At 57.9% G+C, this 19,618-nt stretch carries 20 protein-coding genes and 2 pseudogenes; 17 read left to right on the forward strand and 5 right to left on the reverse strand.

Going from position 1 to position 19,618, the window contains the following annotated elements; all coding sequences use genetic code 11:
- Nucleotides 1–288 precede the first annotated feature (288 nt).
- On the reverse strand, nt 289–729 hold the full coding sequence (locus CS390_RS13290) for a hypothetical protein (protein WP_099774940.1): 441 nt from the start codon (nt 727–729) through the stop codon (nt 289–291).
- Between the two features lie 906 nt (nt 730–1,635).
- On the opposite strand from CS390_RS13290, the gene CS390_RS13305 reads away from it, so the two are divergent.
- From CS390_RS13305 to CS390_RS13330, 6 genes and pseudogenes are all read left to right on the forward strand, one after another.
- A complete protein-coding gene (locus CS390_RS13305; RefSeq protein ID WP_099774942.1) occupies nt 1,636–2,628 on the forward strand; it encodes a TerC family protein in 993 nt (330 codons plus the stop codon).
- A 535-nt stretch (nt 2,629–3,163) separates the two neighbouring features.
- Nucleotides 3,164–4,066: a sensor domain-containing diguanylate cyclase gene (locus CS390_RS13310; RefSeq protein ID WP_099774944.1), complete on the forward strand. Its 903-nt coding sequence runs from the start codon at nt 3,164–3,166 to the stop codon at nt 4,064–4,066.
- 167 nt (nt 4,067–4,233) lie between these two features.
- A complete protein-coding gene (locus CS390_RS13315; RefSeq protein ID WP_099774946.1) occupies nt 4,234–4,680 on the forward strand; it encodes a hypothetical protein in 447 nt (148 codons plus the stop codon).
- A 225-nt stretch (nt 4,681–4,905) separates the two neighbouring features.
- Nucleotides 4,906–5,139 (forward strand): annotated as a pseudogene (locus CS390_RS13320) (site-specific integrase); the annotation flags it as partial.
- Nucleotides 5,140–5,159: 20 nt separating this feature from the next.
- Nucleotides 5,160–6,749, forward strand: coding sequence for an ABC-F family ATPase (locus CS390_RS13325; protein ID WP_065758321.1), 1,590 nt, complete (start codon nt 5,160–5,162; stop codon nt 6,747–6,749).
- A 168-nt stretch (nt 6,750–6,917) separates the two neighbouring features.
- A complete protein-coding gene (locus tag CS390_RS13330; RefSeq protein ID WP_099774948.1) occupies nt 6,918–8,111 on the forward strand; it encodes an MFS transporter in 1,194 nt (397 codons plus the stop codon).
- Here CS390_RS13330 and CS390_RS13335 read toward each other — a convergent pair.
- Together CS390_RS13335 and CS390_RS13340 are read right to left on the reverse strand one after the other, a co-directional pair.
- A complete protein-coding gene (locus CS390_RS13335) occupies nt 8,105–9,118 on the reverse strand; it encodes an alpha/beta hydrolase family protein (protein ID WP_371918264.1) in 1,014 nt (337 codons plus the stop codon). The genes CS390_RS13330 and CS390_RS13335 overlap by 7 nt on opposite strands.
- A gap of 147 nt (nt 9,119–9,265) precedes the next feature.
- A complete protein-coding gene (locus tag CS390_RS13340) occupies nt 9,266–9,877 on the reverse strand; it encodes an FMN-dependent NADH-azoreductase (RefSeq protein WP_065758318.1) in 612 nt (203 codons plus the stop codon).
- Nucleotides 9,878–10,011: 134 nt separating this feature from the next.
- Here CS390_RS13340 and CS390_RS13345 point away from each other — a divergent pair, with 134 nt between their 5' ends.
- On the forward strand, nt 10,012–10,920 hold the full coding sequence (locus tag CS390_RS13345; protein ID WP_099774951.1) for a LysR substrate-binding domain-containing protein: 909 nt from the start codon (nt 10,012–10,014) through the stop codon (nt 10,918–10,920).
- Nucleotides 10,913–11,257 carry an MmcQ/YjbR family DNA-binding protein gene (locus CS390_RS13350; RefSeq protein WP_099774953.1) on the forward strand — a complete coding sequence of 115 codons (345 nt, stop codon included), beginning with the start codon at nt 10,913–10,915 and terminating at the stop codon, nt 11,255–11,257. The genes CS390_RS13345 and CS390_RS13350 overlap by 8 nt, the downstream gene beginning before the upstream one ends.
- A gap of 22 nt (nt 11,258–11,279) precedes the next feature.
- Here CS390_RS13350 and CS390_RS13355 read toward each other — a convergent pair whose 3' ends face one another.
- Nucleotides 11,280–11,711: a DUF1294 domain-containing protein gene (locus CS390_RS13355; RefSeq protein WP_256587483.1), complete on the reverse strand. Its 432-nt coding sequence runs from the start codon at nt 11,709–11,711 to the stop codon at nt 11,280–11,282.
- 4 nt (nt 11,712–11,715) lie between these two features.
- Nucleotides 11,716–12,546 carry an undecaprenyl-diphosphate phosphatase gene (locus CS390_RS13360; RefSeq protein WP_065758364.1) on the reverse strand — a complete coding sequence of 277 codons (831 nt, stop codon included), beginning with the start codon at nt 12,544–12,546 and terminating at the stop codon, nt 11,716–11,718.
- A 374-nt stretch (nt 12,547–12,920) separates the two neighbouring features.
- Here CS390_RS13360 and CS390_RS25670 point away from each other — a divergent pair.
- The 9 genes and pseudogenes from CS390_RS25670 to CS390_RS13400 all read left to right on the forward strand — a co-directional run.
- Nucleotides 12,921–13,610: pseudogene (locus tag CS390_RS25670) on the forward strand (cache domain-containing protein); the annotation flags it as partial.
- 120 nt (nt 13,611–13,730) lie between these two features.
- The gene (locus CS390_RS25675) at nt 13,731–14,465 is read left to right on the forward strand and encodes a methyl-accepting chemotaxis protein (protein ID WP_371918265.1); all 735 of its coding nucleotides are present in this window, start codon (nt 13,731–13,733) and stop codon (nt 14,463–14,465) included.
- 78 nt (nt 14,466–14,543) lie between these two features.
- Nucleotides 14,544–15,110 carry a nicotinamide riboside transporter PnuC gene (pnuC, locus tag CS390_RS13370; RefSeq protein WP_099774957.1) on the forward strand — a complete coding sequence of 189 codons (567 nt, stop codon included), beginning with the start codon at nt 14,544–14,546 and terminating at the stop codon, nt 15,108–15,110.
- On the forward strand, nt 15,107–15,631 hold the full coding sequence (locus CS390_RS13375; RefSeq protein WP_099774959.1) for an AAA family ATPase: 525 nt from the start codon (nt 15,107–15,109) through the stop codon (nt 15,629–15,631). Before pnuC ends, CS390_RS13375 begins: the two co-directional genes overlap by 4 nt.
- A 281-nt stretch (nt 15,632–15,912) precedes the next feature.
- Nucleotides 15,913–16,371, forward strand: a complete 459-nt coding sequence (locus CS390_RS13380; protein WP_065758312.1) for a hypothetical protein — start codon at nt 15,913–15,915, stop codon at nt 16,369–16,371.
- Between the two features lies 1 nt (nt 16,372).
- Nucleotides 16,373–16,945 carry an adhesin gene (locus CS390_RS13385; RefSeq protein ID WP_099774961.1) on the forward strand — a complete coding sequence of 191 codons (573 nt, stop codon included), beginning with the start codon at nt 16,373–16,375 and terminating at the stop codon, nt 16,943–16,945.
- Between the two features lie 60 nt (nt 16,946–17,005).
- Entirely contained in the window at nt 17,006–18,052 is a 1,047-nt protein-coding gene (locus CS390_RS13390) for a heme utilization protein (RefSeq protein WP_099774963.1), read from the forward strand.
- Between the two features lie 61 nt (nt 18,053–18,113).
- The gene (locus CS390_RS13395; protein ID WP_099774965.1) at nt 18,114–18,794 is read left to right on the forward strand and encodes a C39 family peptidase; all 681 of its coding nucleotides are present in this window, start codon (nt 18,114–18,116) and stop codon (nt 18,792–18,794) included.
- Nucleotides 18,795–18,828: 34 nt separating this feature from the next.
- Nucleotides 18,829–19,572: a hypothetical protein gene (locus tag CS390_RS13400; RefSeq protein WP_065758308.1), complete on the forward strand. Its 744-nt coding sequence runs from the start codon at nt 18,829–18,831 to the stop codon at nt 19,570–19,572.
- The last annotated feature ends 46 nt before the right edge of the window (nt 19,573–19,618 follow it).

Genomic DNA, 19,618 nt, shown 5'->3' on the forward strand with positions numbered 1-19,618 from the left:
CGGCGGGGTTGTGACCTCACCAAAGGTCTAGCAAGGGCGGATAGCCGGCAGCGGCTATTAGCCCACGGCGTGACTGCTGACTTTTCGATTACATCACTTTCACGCAGCCTTCACAGCCCAACGCCTAAGGTCGCAACTGCTCCTTTGGAAACTCCACATCAGCCCGCCTCCCCTAGCGGGCTTTTTTTTGCTCGCCAGGGCTTGAATGCGTGTGGAGACTGGCGGTAGGCATTCGGCGTTACAGCGTTGCCGTTCAGCATCAGGTTGTTGCGATTGCCGGTTCAGGCATCATGTGATGTTGCCGCAAAAGAGATTGACACTCCCGTCCATCGGGCCGGCCCTCAAGACCAGGACATAGCCACCGGAGCGAAGCGCGGCGAGTGAAACAGGCGCTATGGTGGACAGCCGCATTGGCGACGACATAGACCTTGTCGTCATCGACTGATTCATCTCATAGACCGGCTTTGGCCCCATGCGCTCACACGTCCCTGAGTAGATGTACGTGTCGATGTGTACAGGTAATGCCGTACCGCTTGGCACCCCGCCCAAAACAATCGAAAGCCCTGTCCTGTTTCCTGTCGTTGACGACAACAACGCTGATGCCACATGGCCGGTGTTGTACTGAGTGGCGTTCAGAGCAACGTTGACCACCTGATGATCACCCGCTGTTGCCACGCCTGAGAGCAAGCCGGCTGTCACCAGCAATGCCAGTGAGGGTACTCTGTTCATCGTAAGCCTCCTGATTTTTCAGGTTACGTTGACGTGATCCCCCCACTAGATTCTAGCCAGCTAGCATCGGCTTGATTATCTTTCGACGACCGGTCCCACGCTACGCCCAAATGACCGTCTCGCTATTGATTAACGGTATTCGATCAGGGTTGATTTCACGCTCACAATGAAGAAACGTCTGAGTTCTCTCGACATCAAACGCCCGCATGGCCCTCTGCTTCATGATCAGGGATGAAACCCCGAAGTGCCCGCACTCCGGGCATACGAGCTCAATGCCATCCATTTCAGAGTCCACTTCCCGCGCGTCTGCAGAACAGATCAAGCACTTCATGTGTTATCCCCTTAATCAGCACCACACTATAGCCTCGCAACTGCTGATAATTCCTGGTTACGATGCCGCAGATCCGGAGCGCGGCGAAGGATACGGCCCCTTCCCAGATACCCCCAGTGCGCGCTGCTGGTAGTGTTGCACGGCCCGCATCAGCGACTCGGCTTCCAGGCGAAGACGCTCAACCTCTTCAGGTGGCGTCGAAGAATCTCTAGCTTTGTGATACGCGCAAACAGCCTCAAGGGCTCTTTTTAGAAGCTGCTCACCCGCCTTCATCATCTCGGTCAGATCCATGGTGCAACCCCCAGGCTTGCTCGCTCGTCTGGAGTATAGGCAGCGATCTGGCTGCCCCCCCTGCATTTAGGCGCTAATGCCCTGTACCCCAGGGTCCTGGAAAGCCTTCCTGTGCCGTATACCCACCGATCATCCGCCACGGATACACTTTGCAAAAAAACAGCGCTTGAAGAATCAAAGCGGTTATTTCTAGTCTGTCATCAGTGACGCCGGGCCACTCTGACGGCATGCAGCCGCCATGTCGGAGTCATAGTTGGTAAAACTACGACTAACAGGAGAGGCTCATGACTGTCTTACATTCGATCATCTTCGCTGATGTGCTGGGCACTGCCGCCTGGCTCTGGCTGACTTTCCTTGCGATCGTCATCGCATTACTCGCCTTTGACCTCGGCGTCCTGCATCGCGAACACCGAGAAATCAATGTAAAGGAGAGTTTGTTACTGTCGGCGGGCTACATATCCATGGGCTTGCTTTTCTCCGTCTGGGTCTACTTCCAGAAGGGTGCCGACGCCAGTATGGATTACCTGACCGGCTTCTTGATCGAGAAGTCGCTCTCGATGGATAACGTTTTCGTCATCGCATTGATTTTCGGATTCCTGGCCATTCCCCGGGCACTTCAGCATCGCGTACTGTTCTGGGGAATCATGGGTGTGATCGTGCTCCGGGCCATCATGATCGCCTTGGGCGCAGCTTTGATCGCCGAGTTCAGCTGGGTTCTTTATATATTCGGCGCCTTCCTGCTGTTCACGGGTGTGAAAATGCTTTTTGCGTCGATTAACGATCAACCCGATCTGGAGAACAATCGATTCGTCAAATTCCTGCGCAGCCATCTGCGCATAACAGAGCACCTTCACGGACATTCGTTCTTCATTCGTCAAGCGGACAAGACTGGCAAGAAGGTGCTCTGGATTACACCCTTGTTCCTGGCGTTGATTCTGATTGAATGTGCCGATCTGGTATTTGCCATTGACAGTGTTCCCGCCATTTTCTCAATCACCCAAGATACCTTTGTCATTTACACATCAAATATCTTTGCCATCTTGGGCCTTCGTGCACTGTACTTTGCACTTGCCGCGATGATTCATCGTTTTGCCTACCTGAAATACGCCTTGGCTCTAGTGCTCGTGTTCATTGGCGCGAAGATCTTTCTACACGACATCATAGGCAAGGTACCTGCTGCACTATCGCTAAGCGTCACACTTGGGCTACTCACCGGTGGGGTATTGTTGTCACTGTGGAAGACGCGAGTGCGGCCAGGCCATGAAGGCGATCACTGAATTGAGAGCCTGGGCGTGTAGCGCGTGAAACAGGAATTCGACCTGTGAAGGTCGCCCCCACCAAGGGCGACCTCTGCTTGCAAAACTGGGCATTCACGACCGGAAGCCTTACAGCGGGTGGCTAGGCGTTGATTTTGCTGGGCCAAATCCCCCGCTGCCCCCATCAAAACATACAGTTTGGTATCAGCATTGGTATCGCTCTGCCTTGCTCTGCGGCATCCTGCCGAACGAACACCGCCCTCCCCTTACCGATCGTCACCCGGGATTAATCAGGCCTTCTCAAGCGCCGAGCTGTTGGCCACTAAACCAAAACACAGTTTCGTTCTGATGCTATAGCTATCCCGCAGATAAGAAAAAATGATTCTTTCTTTTTAATGATCCCCGGATGAAAAAACCAATAAATCACCAAGGCGCCAGGCATGTTGATCCTCTCGACCTGAACTGCAGTCTGCCTGACAGACCAAGCTCAAACCCGTGCCAAATTTTTCCAATCATATTAATGTGCTACCACCTAATGACTTAGAAGAAATGCTTCATGATCAATGTTGAGCAAATGGCTTTGATTCTGGAGGCTTTGCCGGACCCGGCTTTCATCCTGTCCCGCAGCGGCAAGTATGTCGCCGTGTTCGGCGGCCGTGATAATCGCTACTACCACGATGGCAGCTGCCTTGTCGGCCAGTACATTTCAGACTTGGTCAAGCCTGAGAAGGCAAGCTGGTTTCTCGAACAGATCGACAGGGCGCTCGAGTCGCGAGAGCTATTGATCGAAGAGTACGAACTGAGCAATAGGGATGTGAAAGGCTTATCCGATGAAGGCCCAAAAGAAGCGATCTGGTTTGAAGGCCGTATCCAGGCCCTGAATTTCCTGGCTGACGAGGAAGCAGTTGTGCTCTGGGTCGCGAGTAATATCTCGGAGAGGCACAACCTGGAGGTCAGACTGAGGGAGCTGAGCGATACCGATCAGCTAACCGGCCTTTTCAATCGAAGAAAACTGGAGCAGGACCTCGCTCTTCACTACGAATCATCAGTGCGGCACTCCGTGCCGACGTCCATTTTGATGCTTGATCTGGATGGGCTCAAGAAAATCAACGACACAAAAGGACACCATGCAGGGGATGAGATAATTCTGGCCGCTGCCAACATTTGTAGGTCGGTGCTACGAAAAACTGATACCGCATGCCGCTTGGGGGGTGATGAGTTTGTGCTTGCTCTGCCCAATACCAACCATGGGCAAGCAGTGCAGTTCGCCAAGCGTTTACAGGCGTGTTTTAGAGAGACGCTGAGCCGGTTTTCGGCGGATGGTATCGCCGTCACGGCAAGCATTGGTGTCACGACTATAGCGCCGGATGATCGCTCATACGAAGACACGCTCAAGCGTGCCGATCGCGCATTGTATGAGGCCAAAGGCATGGGCAAAGACAGGGTGGTTTCTGCATGACAGTCCTGGGCCAAGCCAGAGGGATGCCAGAGCCGGAATTTTCGAGCTTCAGCGATGCGCTGCCTGGTCATACGAAAGGACCTATAGGTCAACCCCCGAGAATTGCCTTACCTGTTCGACCTGAGCTACCGTGATGGCAAAGTGAATCGCCGGAGGAAAGACCCAGCATGAGCAGTCGCGTGGTAACAACCAAGGAAGATCTGAAAAAGGCGTTAAAGGATCGTGTTGAGGTCATCCACATCGCTGCCCCTGATCTGGCTCGTCACGTCAAAACAGTAAAGACCGCGAAAAAAGGAACCGCCATTGCTTGTGCGACCGTCTTGGGCATAGGTGTGGCAAGCGCCTGGAATCCTCTAGGATGGGGAATCGCCGGAGCTGCCGGGCTCACTGCTGCCATGTCAGGCGCTACGGCCGGAGTGCTGATTGCCGCAATCACTGCGCTGACCTTTCTCGGTACGCTTTACCTGGTCATGGTAAAAGATTACGAGCTTGAAACTAACGGCGACTTCAGCGGCAAACAAAAAAACACGCTCGGCGGCTCTGAGGGTGCCGGCGCGTCAACGACACAGCAGGGTAAGGGAAGCTTCAGTTTGACCCTCAGAAAGAGCAAATAGCGGTGACCCATTTCCATCCTGGCCCACCCTACTTTTTTATCTGCAAAAAGTGCAAACATCGCTTCGGGCGAAAAATCCGCCTAGGGGGGATCTGCCCGTCCTGTAAAAGCCTTTTCGTGGAAAGAGATCGATCCATACTCAAGTGAACCGTCTGATGCCAGTGCTGCAGCACAAAGGCAGACGTGCCAGGCCGTTTCCTAGCAGCAGGAAACACAGCAGCTCTGGATGAAGGAACTGCGGATTCGTTATCGGCCGTCGTACAACTGCCGTCATACCTATGCGACAATAGCGGCAATGTCTGGCCTCAACCCCGCCTTTATCGCCCAACAGCTTGGTCATAGCGTGCAGATGCTTCTGTCGACTTATGCACGATGGATCAACTCGACCTCCCATTGGAACGAACTGGAAACGTTGAAGATTGATCCCAATCTGGTCCCAGGCGACATCAGCATCACATAAGTTATTGATAGGTAAGCCCTTTGATCTCCACCGCAAATATCACCATGCAGTTCGGCGCCAAGCCGCTGTTCGAGAACGTCTCGGTCAAATTCGGCAACGGCAACCGTTACGGCCTGATCGGCGCCAACGGCTGTGGCAAGTCGACCTTCATGAAAATCCTCGGCAGCGACCTGGAGCCATCCGCTGGCCAAGTCATGCTGGAGCCGAACGTACGCCTGGGTAAGCTGCGTCAAGACCAGTTCGCATACGAAGAATTCACCGTGATCGATACCGTGATCATGGGCCACGAAGAGCTCTGGCGGGTCAAGGCCGAGCGCGACCGCATCTATTCGCTGCCGGAAATGACCGAAGAGGACGGCATGGCCGTCGCTGAGCTGGAAACCGAGTTCGCCGAAATGGACGGCTATACCGCCGAGTCCCGTGCCGGTGAGTTGCTGCTGGGCCTGGGCATTCCGCTCGAGCAGCATTTCGGCCCGATGAGTGAAGTTGCCCCAGGCTGGAAACTGCGCGTGCTGCTGGCACAGGCGCTGTTCTCGGACCCGGAAGTGCTGCTGCTCGACGAACCGACCAACCACCTGGACATCAACACCATCCGCTGGCTGGAAAACATCCTCACGGCGCGTAACAGCACCATGATCATCATTTCCCACGACCGGCACTTCCTGAACAGTGTCTGCACCCATATGGCCGACCTGGACTACGGTGAGCTGCGCCTGTTCCCGGGCAACTACGACGAGTACATGATCGCCGCGACCCAGTCGCGCGAGCAGTTGCTGTCGGACAACGCCAAGAAGAAAGCCCAGATCGCCGAGCTGCAGACCTTCGTCAGCCGGTTCTCGGCCAACGCCTCGAAAGCCAAGCAGGCCACGTCGCGGGCCAAGCAGATCGACAAGATCCAGCTGGCTGAAGTCAAGCCTTCGAGCCGTGTCAGCCCGTTCATCCGCTTCGAGCAGACGAAAAAGCTGCACCGTCAGGCAGTTACCGTCGAGAACGTCTCCAAGGGCTTCGATGGCAATACCCTGTTCAAGAATTTCAGCTTCCAGGTCGAAGCCGGCGAGCGCGTGGCGATCATTGGCCCGAACGGTATCGGTAAAACCACCTTGCTGCGTACGCTGGTTGGCGAACTGCCGGTAGACAGCGGTGAAGTGAAGTGGACCGAAAGCGCCGAGATCGGTTACTACGCTCAGGACCACGCCTCGGACTTCGAAGACGATGTCAGCCTGTTCGACTGGATGGGCCAGTGGACCCAGGGCGGCGAGCAACTGGTTCGCGGCACGCTGGGTCGCATGCTGTTCTCCAACGATGAAATCCTCAAGTCGGTCAAGGTGATTTCCGGTGGTGAGCAAGGCCGTATGCTGTTCGGCAAGCTGATCCTGCAAAAGCCCAACGTACTGCTGATGGACGAACCGACCAACCACCTGGACATGGAGTCGATCGAGGCCCTCAACATGGCGCTGGAGAACTACCCGGGTACGCTGGTGTTCGTCAGCCACGACCGTGAGTTCGTGTCCTCGCTGGCCACCCGCATCATCGAGTTGAGCGCCAACGGTGTCGTGGACTTCAGCGGCACCTACGATGACTACCTGCGTAGCCAGGGTGTAATCGTTTAACACTCGTAAAAAGCCTGTTTGAAGGCGATGGCGTGCTACCCGGCCCCGTCGCCACAAGCGGGACGCCTATAAAAGCAGGCTAACGGACCGCCAAGATTCGTTAGCCTGCTTTCTTTTTCCCTCGCATACAGCGATGATGGCGTTTCCAAACGCCCATCCTGTGTAGCCATGTCTGCGCTAGAACCCGCCGCACTGCCGGCAACGACGATTACCCGAAAAATCGTCTCGATCATCTTCTATACCTTTATCGCCTTCCTCTGCGTAGGGCTGCCAATTGCCGTGCTGCCGGGTTACGTGAATGAGCAGTTGGGCTTCAGTCCGGTTGTGGCCGGGATAACCATAGGCTTGCAGTACTTCGCCACGCTGGTCAGCAGGCCGATGGCCGGGCGCGTGGCTGATAGCCTGGGCGGCAAGCGTGCAATCATCTACGGCCTGCTCGCCATTGCCCTGAGCGGCCTGGTGACAGCGGCCTCGACACTGCTGGTCAGTATGCCCTTGCTCAGCCTGGCGGTATTGCTGACCGGGCGCGTGCTGCTGGGCCTTGCCCAAGGGTTGATTGGTGTTGCCAGCTTGAGCTGGGGCATCAGCCAGGTGGGAATAGCGCATACAGCGCGGGTAATCTCCTGGAATGGCATCGCCTCTTATGGTGCCATCGCCATTGGTGCGCCGCTTGGGGTGAAACTGAACCAGTTGCTGAACTTCGCAAGCATCGGTCTGGTCCTGTTTGTCCTGGCGACATTGGCCCTGCTGGTGATCCGCAACAAGCCTTCGCTCCCGGTCGTTGCTGGCGAGCGCCTGCCGTTCTGGGCGGCCTTCGGGCGGGTAGCGCCCTGTGGTGTTGGCCTGACGTTGGCATCCATAGGCTATGGCACCCTGACCACCTTCGTGACCCTTTTCTACAGTGAGCGTGGCTGGACCGGCGCAGCCTGGTGCCTGAGTGCGTTCGGGGTCTGCTTCATTCTGTCCCGCTTGCTGTTCGTCAATGCGGTGAATCGATGGGGCGGCTATCCGGTTGCGGTTGTCTGCATGGCGACTGAAGCCGTTGGCCTGGCGTTGCTCTGGCTGGCGCCCTCCCCGCTACTGGCATTGCTCGGCGCGGGCCTCAGCGGTGCCGGGCTGTCGCTGGTCTACCCGGCACTGGGCCTTGAAGCCATCAAACAAGTACCCAGTAGCAGCCGTGGCGCGGGTTTGGGCGCTTACGCGGTGTTCTTCGACCTGGCCCTGGCCATCGCCGGGCCGCTAATGGGCGCGGTAGCTGCACATCTGGGCTATGAATCGATCTTCGGTATCGCGTCATTGCTGGCATTACTTGGAGTCGGGTTGGTACTGCTGCTGTCGCGGCGCAGCGCACATACTCACTGATCAGCCGTACGCCATCCCGTACGGTCCGCTCGCCCAAGCGTCTGACTGAAAAACAACGCCGCCTCCGACTGCAGCGAATGATGAATGCTGGCACGGTCGACGCCCTCGGCGTCGGTGCATAGCGCGGCCATGTGCACACGCTGGGCTTCATCGCAAGGCGCCATGAAAATGAAATGCCCTGCACCGGCCAGTAGCCGGTAATCAGGAGTGCGGGGTAGTTTACGCGCCAGCGCAGCGGCGTTCTTGTCGATTGCCAACAGCTGATCGCGATCACCACTGTAGATCAGCGCCGGTACTTTCACCCCGGCCAGGGCATGACGACCGAACATCAGGCTCAACGGTGCCATCAGCAACAATGCCTTGATCCTTGAGTCTGCGGCGGGCAGCAGGTCGTCACGGTCGGCGATCAGTTGCCCGCGCATCTTGCAGGCGTCAGCATCCAGAGGGCGCTCTTCACAATAACGGCGCAGGCGGTCCAGTTCCGGGCGTGCGCCGGAAAGGATCAACGCGGTTTCACCACCCGCCGAATAACCAATCACCCCGACCTGCTCGGCGTTCACATAGGGCGCCAGCAGCTTGTCGTTCAGGGTTGCGCTGATGGCCGCGCTGATCTGCAGCGGACGCCCATAGAGGTTGCTCAGGGTGCCCAGTCGGCTGTGATCATGGGCATTGTCCCCCGGGTGCACCACCGCCACCACCACAAAGCCCTTGCGTGCCAGTGCCGTTGCCAGGTCATGCAATGCCAATGGCGTACCGGTATTGCCATGGGAAAGCATCAAGAGCGGGAAACGCCCCATCGCAATGGGCGCCTCAAAACCGGCTTCCACCCGATAGCCTTCAACCCGGCTCCAATGTGCTGGCCCGGTTGCCGGGTAAAAGGCCAACGCCTGCATCGGCTGTTCGTCCAGCGGGTCGGCGAGGATCATCCGGTGCAACCCGACATGCCAGCGCTCGCCCGCCTCGCCCGGCAGCGACAACACGATCCCGATCACCGCGAGGATGAACATACCAGACAGACGCTGCATGGCTGACACCTTGTCCCTTTATAGCCAGCGATCAGCATAGGCTGGCGCACTGCGCGCCAGATGAAAACTGAATGAAAAAACCGACTGCCGGTTACCCCGGCAGTCGGCTTATGCGGTGGTTACTCCAAATCAGGCAGCTGCAAACAGCTCGTTATCGATCTGAGCGCGCGCTGCACTCATGGCATTGCTGCGGTGTTCATCGCCATATGCCAAGCCATGAGCGCGGACGAACTCGACATCGGTGATACCAATAAAGCCCAGGAACACCTTGAGAAAATCTTCATGACCGACACCGGTTGGCTGGCCAACATGCAGGCCACCCGAGGTGGATACGACAATGACTTTCTTGCCACCACACAGGCCTTCAGGGCCAGCCTCGGTGTAGCGGAAGGTTTTACCGGCAACAGCGATACGGTCGATCCAGGCTTTCAGTTGGCTGGGAACGCTGAAGTTGTACATCGGTGCGGCAATCACCACGGCATCGGCATCCAGAAACTCTTGCAGTGTTTCGCTGCTCAGTTGAGCTTCGTGCTTCTGGGCGGCATCGCGCAGTTCTTCTGGCGTACCAGCACTGACCAGGGTGGCAGCGGAAAAATGGCTGATGGCATCACTGGCCAGGTCGCGGTAAGTCACTTCAACACTGGCATCAGCAGCCTGCCAGGCCTGCACGACTTCACGGCTCAACTGACGGGAAGCCGAATTGTCGCCGAGGATACTGGAATCGATGTGCAACAGTTTCATGGGTGTTCTCCTGGATTTTGAAGACCGCGAGGCGGCGATCACGATGGAGAGAATCCTACCCAAACAGCGAATAGAGGATTAGTCGGCAAAAATGCGTTAGTTTGTCCTACATACAGAACAGTGCAGGGCAAGCTATGCAAGACCTCAATGATCTCTATTACTTTGCCCGGGTGGTTGAGGCCGGAGGCTTCTCTGCGGCCGGGCGCCTGCTTGGTATACCCAAGTCCCGGTTATCCCGACGCATTGCCGAACTGGAAGAACGCCTGGGGACTCGCCTACTGCAACGCACGACCCGACAACTGAAGCTGACCGGAGTTGGCGAGCGCTACCTGCGTCATTGCCAGGCCATGCTGCTGGAGGCGGAGATGGCCGACGAAGCGGTTGCAAGCATGGTCAGCGAACCACGCGGGCGCTTGCGCGTGTCCTCACCGGTTGCGTTGGCCCATGCATTCTTGCCGGACGTCATCAGCAGCTTCCTGGCACGCTACCCACAGGTACAGCTGGACATGGTGCTGCTCAATCGTCGGGTTGATGTAATCACCGAGGGTATTGACGTTGCGTTGCGCGTACGCGACCAGGGCGACGAAGACCCTACCCTGGTCACGCGGCGTTTGCGCCAGGCACAAATGCTGTTGGTCGCAGCACCGAACTTCGCCGCCGAGCATGTCATCGAGCAACCACAGGACTTGATCAATCTCCCCGTGCTGGGCGCGCTGGAGGCTGACCGCCTGGTTCACCTGCGCCTGCTGGATGCCAAGGGCAATCGCGAGGACCTGGCGCTGGAGGCGAGGCTTGGTATTGATGACTTTGTCGTACGAAAATCCGCCGCCGTTGCCGGCCTGGGGTTCACGGCCCTGCCGATCATGCATTGCGAAGAAGAACTCGCCCGCGGCGAACTGATCCGTCTATTGCCCGAGTGGTCGCTACCCAGCGGCTATCTGCAGGCGGTCTACCCGCACAGGCGAGGTGTACTACCTGCCGTACGCGCCTGGATTGATCACCTGGTCATTTCATTTGAAGCCTGTGGAGAGCGTTATGTCTGAAGACGACGTGGTGCAGTTTTGCCTGAGCCTGCCGGGCGTACAGGACGATTACAAATGGGGGGGCGTCCGGGTGTTCTCTGTGGCCGGCAACAAGATGTTCGCCCTGATCAACCTGGGCCGAGCCGACCTGGCCTTCAAGGTCGACAACGAGCTGTTCCTTGGCTATGTGGACAGGCCCGGTATTCGCCCGGCACCGTATCTGGCTCGCGCCCACTGGGTCAGCATGGAGCAGCCCTACCCCATGGGCCGTGAAGAACTGTGCGATCTGCTGCAACGGTCGCACCAACTGGTGGTACGACGCTTACCGAAGCGTTTGCAAGCAGGCTTGTTGCTCTGATTGGCGCGGGCAGACTCAGCGCTTACTGAAACAGCCTGCCCAACCCGCGCCCCGCCAGCACCAGATAATCAAGCCAGAACACCTGATGCGCGGCGACGATTGCCCAGAAGATCAACTGAAACGACAGTTTGCGGGTCTTGTGCCGAAAGGCCTGCTGAGCCACCAGGGCGCCTGGCCAACCGCCACACAGCTCAACGACGTGAAGCCATTTTTCCGGGGTCCGCCAGGTATTGTTGCGCGCCTTGCGTTTGTCGTTCCAATAGAGGAAGACGCTGAGCAGGCTGGCTGCCGGGTAGAGCACTGCTGGCAACCAGAAATGCCCGCTCAGCAGCATCTGCAGCACACCCCAGGACGGCAACAGGCAGATACCGGCAAACAACGACAGTTTGAGCTTGAGGTGTTGAACCGCGCCTCGGACTGGGGCCGGGCGCGGCTTGATAGCAGCCTGACGCACCCTGTCAGCTCTGCGCCGTTGCCCAGTCGACCAGCCCGAGTTGCCAGGTGGCCAGAATGATCAGGCCGAAGGCAATCCGGTACCAGGCAAAAACGGCGTAGCTGTGGCTGGCGATGAACCGCAGCAACGCACGCACCGAGATCATGGCAAAAATGAACGAGACCACAAAGCCAAGCGCAAACACCGGGAAGTCACCAGCCTGGAACAGTGCACGGTACTTGTAGCCCGAATACACGGCTGCACCCACCATGGTCGGCATGGCCAGGAAGAACGAGAACTCGGTCGCAGCCTTGCGCGACAGCCCGAACAGCAAACCACCAATGATGGTGGAGCCTGAACGCGAAGTGCCTGGAATCATCGCCAGACATTGGGCTACACCGATCTTCAAGGCATCGCTCCAGCGCATGTCGTCTACATGCTCGACAGACACCACATGCTCCCGACGCTCGGCCCACAGCATGATCACGCCGCCCACCACCAACGCCGTCGCAACGGTAATCGGGTTGAACAGGTAGTGATGAATCAGGTCGGCAAACAGCACACCCAGGACCACTGCCGGCGTGAATGCGATCAGCAGGTTGGCAGTGAAGCGTTGCGCCTGGCGTTGGCGCGGCAGCCCAACAACCACGTCAAAGATCTTGCGCCGAAATTCCCAGACCACTGCCAGGATCGCCCCCAACTGGATGATGATGTTGAAGGCCATGGCCCGTTCACCGCCGAAATTGATCAGATCGGCAACAACGATCTGGTGGCCGGTACTGGAGATGGGCAGAAATTCCGTCAAGCCCTCGACAATCCCAAGTATTACAGCCTGCATGGCGGTCCAAAAATCCATCATTCCCCCGTGAAGCGCTGCTCAAGGCAGGCCCCTTCATGTTTTCTAGAGTGGTGTATGCACGGTAAATCACAGCGACAGTGGATCGTGAAACCACGGAAAAGGTTCACGCCCCTCAAGGTTTATCGCTTTGGCGCCGAAATGCTAGCAGACCTGCCGGATAAACGCTGCTGATCTACGCAACAGATGCCTCTGGATCAAGCACTTAGCCCTTGGTCGACTAGGTAAGGGCAGTAAAAACGTGCTTGGATGCACAAGACAATAAAAATACCTGAGTGACCTACATGAAGACTCTACGGAATATGTCGATCAGCCGCAGGCTTTGGCTCATCCTGGTGGTGGCGGTGGTGATGTTATTTGCCCTGGGGCTGTTGATGCTGCGCCAGATTCACGGTGACCTGTACCAGGCCAAGGCCGAAAAAACCCGCCATGTGGTCGAAACTGCTGCGGGCATCCTGACCTACTACCAAGGGCTTGAGGCAAGCGGTAGCCTGACCCGCGATGCGGCTCAGCAACAGGCGCTGAACGCTGTACGCGGCTTGCGCTACAACCAGAACGAGTACTTCTGGATCAACGACCTCGAGCCGAAGATGATCATGCACCCGGCCAACCCCAAGCTCGACGGCCAGGTACTCTCAGGCATCAAGGACCCAGACGGCTTCGCCTTGTTCAATGCCATGGTTGCGCTGGCCAAGGACAAGGGGGCTGGCAGCATCGATTACCGCTGGCCTAAACCCGGGGCGAGCGATCCGGTACAGAAAACGTCGTATATTCAACTGTTCAAGCCTTGGGGCTGGATCATTGGTTCAGGCATCTATATCGATGACATGAAAGCCGAGTTCAACCGGCAACTGCGTGATGCCTCGCTGCTGGGGTTGGCTATTGCGCTGATCATGGGACTGCTGGTCGTAGTGATCGCGCGCAGCATTTCCCGCCCCTTGCAGGAGGCGGTCGATGCCATGGCCACCATCGCCAGCGGCGAAAGCGACCTGACCCGCCGCCTGGACACCCATGGCCGCGACGAGATTACGCAACTGGGGACACACTTCAACAGCTTCACGGCACAGCTGCAGCAGGTGGTCGGCCAATTGCATGACGCTGCACGTGCGCTGGGCCACTCGGCAGTCGAGATGGGCGACAACGCCAACCAGGCCGAGCTGCGCAGCGAACAACAGTCGCAGCAGATGGAACAGGTCGCCACCGCCATCAACGAGGTCACCTACGCGGTACAGGATGTGGCGAAGAACGCCGAACAAGCCTCCACCGAGATGCAAGACGCCCAGCACCGTGCAGAACAGGGGCAGCAGAGCATCCAGGGCAGCCTGCAACGTATCGGTGAACTCTCCGGCACCATTGATGAAGCCGTTGAAGTCATTCAGGCCTTGGCCAACCAGAGCACGAAGATTGGCAGCGTTCTGGAAGTGATCCGGGCCATTGCCGAGCAGACCAACCTGTTGGCGCTCAACGCGGCCATCGAGGCGGCCCGCGCAGGTGAGCAAGGCCGCGGGTTCGCGGTGGTTGCCGATGAGGTACGCCTGCTGGCGCAGCGCACTCAGCAGTCCACCGCCGAAATCCAGACCATGATCGAACACCTGCAGGGGCAGTCCGAAGCGGCAGTCAAGGCCATCGGTGCCAGCAGCACCGCTTCGCGCCAAACGGTTGAGCAGGCCAGTGAAGCTGGTGCCAGCCTCGATGCAATCAGCCAGGTGCTACTCAACCTCAATGCCCTGAACGCCTCGATTGCCAGCGCCACCTTGCAACAATCCCATGTGGTTGAAGAGATCAATCGCAACGTGACCGAAACTGCCGACCTGTCTCGGCAAACCGCCAGTGCAGCACAACAGTCCAGCAGTGCCGGCCTGGCATTGCGCCAGCTCAGCGAGCGCCTTGAACAATTGTTGCGCCAGTTCCACGTCTAAAACCCCGCGCACCTGTGGCGTGTTCTGCGCCACAGGTTACAATCCCCGCCTCTTTCGAACCTGCCTCAAGGAATGCCGATGTCCGGCCTCGAACTGTTCGCCGCCGTGCTCGGCGTCATTGCCGTTTGGCTCACCGTCAAACAGAACCCCTGGTGCTGGCCGATTGGCCTGGTGATGGTGCTGCTGTACAGCGTGGTCTTTTACGAGGTGAAACTGTACTCCGACATGCTGCTGCAACTGGTGTATGCACTGTTGCAGGTCTACGGCTGGTGGCAATGGACACGCCCCGAGCGCCTCGCCGAGGCACGCCAGGTCAGCTCCCTGCAACCTGCCCCGCTGCTGTTTGGTCTGGGCCTGGGCGCACTGGCAAGCCTGGGCTTGGGTGCGGCCATGGCCACCTGGACAGATGCGGCGCAACCCTGGCTGGATGCCACGCTGACGGCCTTCAGCCTGGTGGCGCAATTATGGATGGCGCAAAAGCGCCTGCAATGTTGGGCGCTATGGATTGTCCTTGACGTCGTCTTCGTCGGTTTGTTTGTGTACAAGGCGCTTTACCTGACGGCAGCACTCTACGCCCTGTTCACCCTGATAGCTGTCCAGGGCTGGCGTGAGTGGCAACGCGACCCTGCCTTGGTGAACGCGTGAAAGTGTTGGTGCTGAGCGGCCCCGAGTCCAGCGGCAAGAGCTGGCTTGGCAGCGAAATCCAGGCTTGTTTCGGTGGCGAACTGGTTGGCGAATACGTACGCCACTTCATTGACCGCGAGCAACGTGACACCTGCTACGCCGACATCCCGACCATCGCCCGTGGCCAGTTGGCCTGGGAGGATGCAGCGCGCGGTAGAGCGCCTGAGCTGTTGATCCTCGACACCCACCTGCTGAGCAATCTGCTCTGGAGCCGCACGCTGTTCGGTGACTGCCCACACTGGGTCGAATCAGCGTTGCTTGAGCGCCGCTACGATCTGCACCTGCTGCTCAGCCCAACGTCAGTTGAATGGGTAGATGACGGACAGCGCTGCCAACCGGAATTGGCCCAGCGCCTGGCATTTTTCGAGGAAAGCCGCGCCTGGCTGGAGCAACATCAACAACCGTTCATCACCATCGACGGTGACTGGAACCGACGAAAAAACGCGGTTTTTGATGCGGTTTCAGGTTTGCTGTCCCGCTAAGCCATTGGGTTGTTACATCAGCGATACAGTCCCACCTGCGCTAAACCCCGTTCTTGATGGGTTGCCTCCATGATTGCCTAACAGTGTAAACCTGGCGTAACAGGGTATAGGGTGCCCAGCAGGGCAAGATCTGTCTCGCCAACGTTACAACGCTCTGCCCTCGCCGTCCGCGCTTATCCGCAAGCCGTTGATATTTCTGGATAAACCAAAAGCGGCACGCCTTCTGCTCTCCTTCTCGCAACGCTGATAGGGCCAGCGAACTTGAAGAAGGAACCGCCGCCGTGGGGAATCAGAACAGCAAGCTGCTTCATCTTCTGCTGATGGGATGCGCATTGAGCGCCACCTTCTGCCTGCCCGTTCAGGCTGCCGGGAATGGAGTCATCGTTCTGCAACGCGATGTACAGGCCCGCCCTGCGGTACGTCCCACCGGTACACCAGACCCGCACCCGACTACCGTCAGCGCCAATCCGTCCAAACGCGTAATCGCCCAAACCAATAATGAACTCAGTGACGGCGACTTCGCCAGTGTTGCCAGCGGTTCATCACTGATGACGCGCGTACTGACCCCAGACAACTCCGGCACTGTTCGCGGCCTGGGCGCAGCGCAACAGGTGCGTCTGCCTGGCATGGCCGGCGGCTCCGGGGCGGGCAGCGGTGGCGGTAACAGCATCTCCAATCAGGTCAATCAAAACGTTCAGCGTGGCATGGCGCCGCTGCAGATCCTGACTGGAGGCCGCTGAAATGAGGTACTCACTCCTGTTCCTGGCCCTGTGCAGCAGCGGCCTCGCGCTGGCCGGATCGCCAGTCAAGGACAACGCCACTATCGACACAAGCGGCCAAGGCTACCGCGGCAATATCGCAGTCAACCAGGCAGCGGGCGATCAGCAGCAACAGAACAACAGTCGGGCTATTGCCATCGGCACCAACGCCAATGCCTCAACCCAGATTCGTCAGCACATCGACACTGCCACCAGCCAGGCACGTGATGCCCGGGCCGGTATTGGCGGCAACTCATTCAGCAATGGCAGCGGCGCGCTGGGTATCAACCAGTCAGCCGGTGCCAATACACAACAAGTCAATGCCGTTCGGGTCAGCATCAGTGCCGTCCCGCAGCGCATCGACGACAGCGTCCTCGATCAACAGAACGTGGCGCTGACAAAAGGCTCCGACCCAACTGATCAAGCACCCGGCAGTCGCCAGATCGCGAACAGCGATAGGGCCTTCACCGGCAGCCGTGGAGTGATCCAGTTGAATCAGAGCGCCGGGGTGGGCAACCGAATGGCAAACACCCTGAGCGTACGGGTTGCGGACTGACCCGACAGGTAACCGAGTAACAACAACACTTAACTACCTAAAAAAATGCGGAGAAACACCATGAAACCTAAAATGGCACTTAAGCCTCTGGTTTTCGCACTCGCAGCGGTCATGGCTGTTGCTGCACACGCTGGCGGACGTAATGACGACCACGGTGGTCATAATGGCGGTCACAATGGCGGCCATAACGGTGGTCATAACGGTGGTCACAATGGCGGCGGCCACGGTGGTCATGATAACGTTCTGCTGGGCCTGCTGATCAATGCAGGCTCCCTGGCCAAAGTTGGCGACACCCAAAACAACTATGGGAACAGTGTCACCAACCAAGCCACCGAAAATACCGCCACGATGGATAACTCGGCCAACAACTCTCAGGGCAACCTGGGCGTTAACGTGGCCGCGGGTGACGGCAACCAACAAGACAACGTTGCCGCTATCGCCACAGCCGATGAACGTTTCATCTTCGGTAGCGCTATCGCCGACTCCACCGCAACTCAAAACAACACCGGCAACACCGTTAAAAACTACTCGACCCAGAACGCTGCCGCCCTCAACAACTCGGCCAACGGCAGCTCGGGTAACATCGGTATTAACGTTACCGCTGGCGACTTCAACCAACAGAAAAACAACATGGCGATCGCCGTATCCGGTGGCCGTGTGGCCTCAGCCACAGCGAATGCCACTCAGACCACCACTGGCCTGAAAGTCACCAACAAAGCTGACCGCACCTACGACACCCAGACACTCAGCTCTTCGTTCTCCGCTTCAGGCACCTACCAGGGCAACGGCAAAGGCTGGGTCGGCGGCGACGATCATCATGGTGGTGGCGGCCACAACTACGACGATCGTCGTGGTGGTGGCGGTGGTCATGACGACGACAAACAACCGCTCAAATTCCACGAAGAAGGCACCTTTGTGCTGAGCGGCGTAGCCACCTATCAAGTGCTGACCCCAAGCGGCTGGATCAACCCTGTGACCAACAGCGCTTCGCTGACCAACTCGCTGAACGGCGTGTCGGGCAACGTCGGTGCCAACGTCTCGGCTGGCTCGGCCAACCAGCAAAGCAACTCGCTGTCCATCGCCGCAGGCTGCAAGGCCTGCCTGTAGACGCAACAGTGAACGGGGCCCTTCGGGGCCCCTTTCCTTGCTTTCACAGGGTGTGAAGACCATGCGAATTGCCCTGCTAGCGGCACTGATAGGTTTGGCCAGCGTGGCCGAAGCTGCACAGATGCCAATCGCCGCCCTGCCTGGCGGTACGGTCATTTACAAGCCGGTTCAAAGCCTGCGCGAGCGGCGCTTTGCGGACCTGGTGCAACAGAAAACCGATTTCAGCTGCGGCGCTGCAGCGCTGGCAACCGTACTCAAGCAAGCCTACTGGCTGGACGTGGACGAAGCCCACATCATTGAGGGCATGCTGGCCAACTCCGATCAGGAACTGGTGAAAACCCAAGGTTTCTCGATGCTCGACATGAAACGCTACGTCGAGAGCATTGGCATGCGCGCCCGTGGTTACCGCATCGCACCAGAGAACCTTTCAAGCGTCAGCATTCCGGTTGTGGTGCTGATGGACATTCGTGGCTACAAGCATTTTGTGGTGCTGCAGCGCACCGAAAAAGACTGGGTATACGTTGGCGACCCGGTACTTGGCCACAAACGTTATGCATTCGACGACTTCATCAAAGGCTGGAACGGGATCATTTTCGCCGTGATCGGCCCTGGATACGACAAGGCCAACGCCCTGCTCGACCCGCCCGTACCTCTGAGTGCCAAGAACAAAATCAACAACTTCCATCCGGTCCAGGATGCGGAGTTGATGGAGTTCGGCTTCATTCAGAGTGACTTTTTCTAATGACAAGGGGCATGAAGCTCTGGGGAGATACCCGATGAAGACTTCAACCTTGCTGGTTGCCGCCTGCCTGGCAGCCAGTTTGCCTGCCCAGGCGCAGGTATTTAAACCGATCGAGGTAAAAGACAGCGAGTTAGCCGGTCTGCGCGGGCGCTATGTAATGCCGGGCCGCATCATCAGCTTTGGTGTTGTAATGAACAGCACTTGGCAGAATGCCAATGGCGACCGCATCGGTGCAACGGCCACACTGCATGTTCAGCAAAACACCTTCAAGCCACAGTTCTACGTCTCGCTCATCAACGACAAAGGCACTGGCAACTCCATGACCCCAGGTACCGGTAGCGTGTCCGGTGGTTCAGGGCTAAACAACACTCAGGGCGTTACCCAAACATTGCAGGCCGCCGGTGACTACAACACCGCGTACAACAACGTCTCCATCAACGTGAAAGAGGGCAAGGCCGCAACAGCCAATGGAACCCCCTCAGGACAGGTGCTGGCAGGCGGGTCAAGTATCAGCGGCAGCAACGGCGCTGGCACCCTGAACATCTCGGCAGGCGCCAATGGCATCAAGATGGGCATCAACGCCAGCAACAATCAGGGCTATACCGTGCAGAGCCTGGCCCAAGGCGGCCTGTCACAGGCAGCAGTGCTGCTGGGCGGGAACAACGTTGTCAGCAACATGACCCAGCTCAATGTGGTGCTGCGTGACAACATGCCCACCGCTGGCGCGCTGAACTGCAACCTTGATCAACTCAAGGGCCTTCGCATCTCAGGATATTGAACTACGCTCTGTCTCAACATTCGTAGTTGAAAGGGACGGCTAACCC

It is taken from the genome of Pseudomonas sp. HLS-6 (assembly GCF_002753995.1).
Lineage (GTDB): Bacteria > Pseudomonadota > Gammaproteobacteria > Pseudomonadales > Pseudomonadaceae > Aquipseudomonas > Aquipseudomonas defluvii.

Bases quoted from the DNA above. Each gene is read 5' to 3' on its own strand.
- CS390_RS13290 (WP_099774940.1), bottom strand. From the start codon at position 729: ATGAACAGAGTACCCTCACTGGCATTGCTGGTGACAGCCGGCTTGCTC.
- CS390_RS13305 (WP_099774942.1), top strand. From the start codon at position 1,636: ATGACTGTCTTACATTCGATCATCTTCGCTGATGTGCTGGGCACTGCC.
- CS390_RS13310 (WP_099774944.1), top strand. From the start codon at position 3,164: ATGATCAATGTTGAGCAAATGGCTTTGATTCTGGAGGCTTTGCCGGAC.
- CS390_RS13315 (WP_099774946.1), top strand. From the start codon at position 4,234: ATGAGCAGTCGCGTGGTAACAACCAAGGAAGATCTGAAAAAGGCGTTA.
- CS390_RS13330 (WP_099774948.1), top strand. From the start codon at position 6,918: ATGTCTGCGCTAGAACCCGCCGCACTGCCGGCAACGACGATTACCCGA.
- CS390_RS13335 (WP_371918264.1), bottom strand. From the start codon at position 9,118: ATGTTCATCCTCGCGGTGATCGGGATCGTGTTGTCGCTGCCGGGCGAG.
- CS390_RS13340 (WP_065758318.1), bottom strand. From the start codon at position 9,877: ATGAAACTGTTGCACATCGATTCCAGTATCCTCGGCGACAATTCGGCT.
- CS390_RS13345 (WP_099774951.1), top strand. From the start codon at position 10,012: ATGCAAGACCTCAATGATCTCTATTACTTTGCCCGGGTGGTTGAGGCC.
- CS390_RS13350 (WP_099774953.1), top strand. From the start codon at position 10,913: ATGTCTGAAGACGACGTGGTGCAGTTTTGCCTGAGCCTGCCGGGCGTA.
- CS390_RS13360 (WP_065758364.1), bottom strand. From the start codon at position 12,546: ATGGATTTTTGGACCGCCATGCAGGCTGTAATACTTGGGATTGTCGAG.
- CS390_RS25675 (WP_371918265.1), top strand. From the start codon at position 13,731: ATGGAACAGGTCGCCACCGCCATCAACGAGGTCACCTACGCGGTACAG.
- pnuC (WP_099774957.1), top strand. From the start codon at position 14,544: ATGTCCGGCCTCGAACTGTTCGCCGCCGTGCTCGGCGTCATTGCCGTT.
- CS390_RS13385 (WP_099774961.1), top strand. From the start codon at position 16,373: ATGAGGTACTCACTCCTGTTCCTGGCCCTGTGCAGCAGCGGCCTCGCG.
- CS390_RS13390 (WP_099774963.1), top strand. From the start codon at position 17,006: ATGAAACCTAAAATGGCACTTAAGCCTCTGGTTTTCGCACTCGCAGCG.
- CS390_RS13395 (WP_099774965.1), top strand. From the start codon at position 18,114: ATGCGAATTGCCCTGCTAGCGGCACTGATAGGTTTGGCCAGCGTGGCC.
- CS390_RS13400 (WP_065758308.1), top strand. From the start codon at position 18,829: ATGAAGACTTCAACCTTGCTGGTTGCCGCCTGCCTGGCAGCCAGTTTG.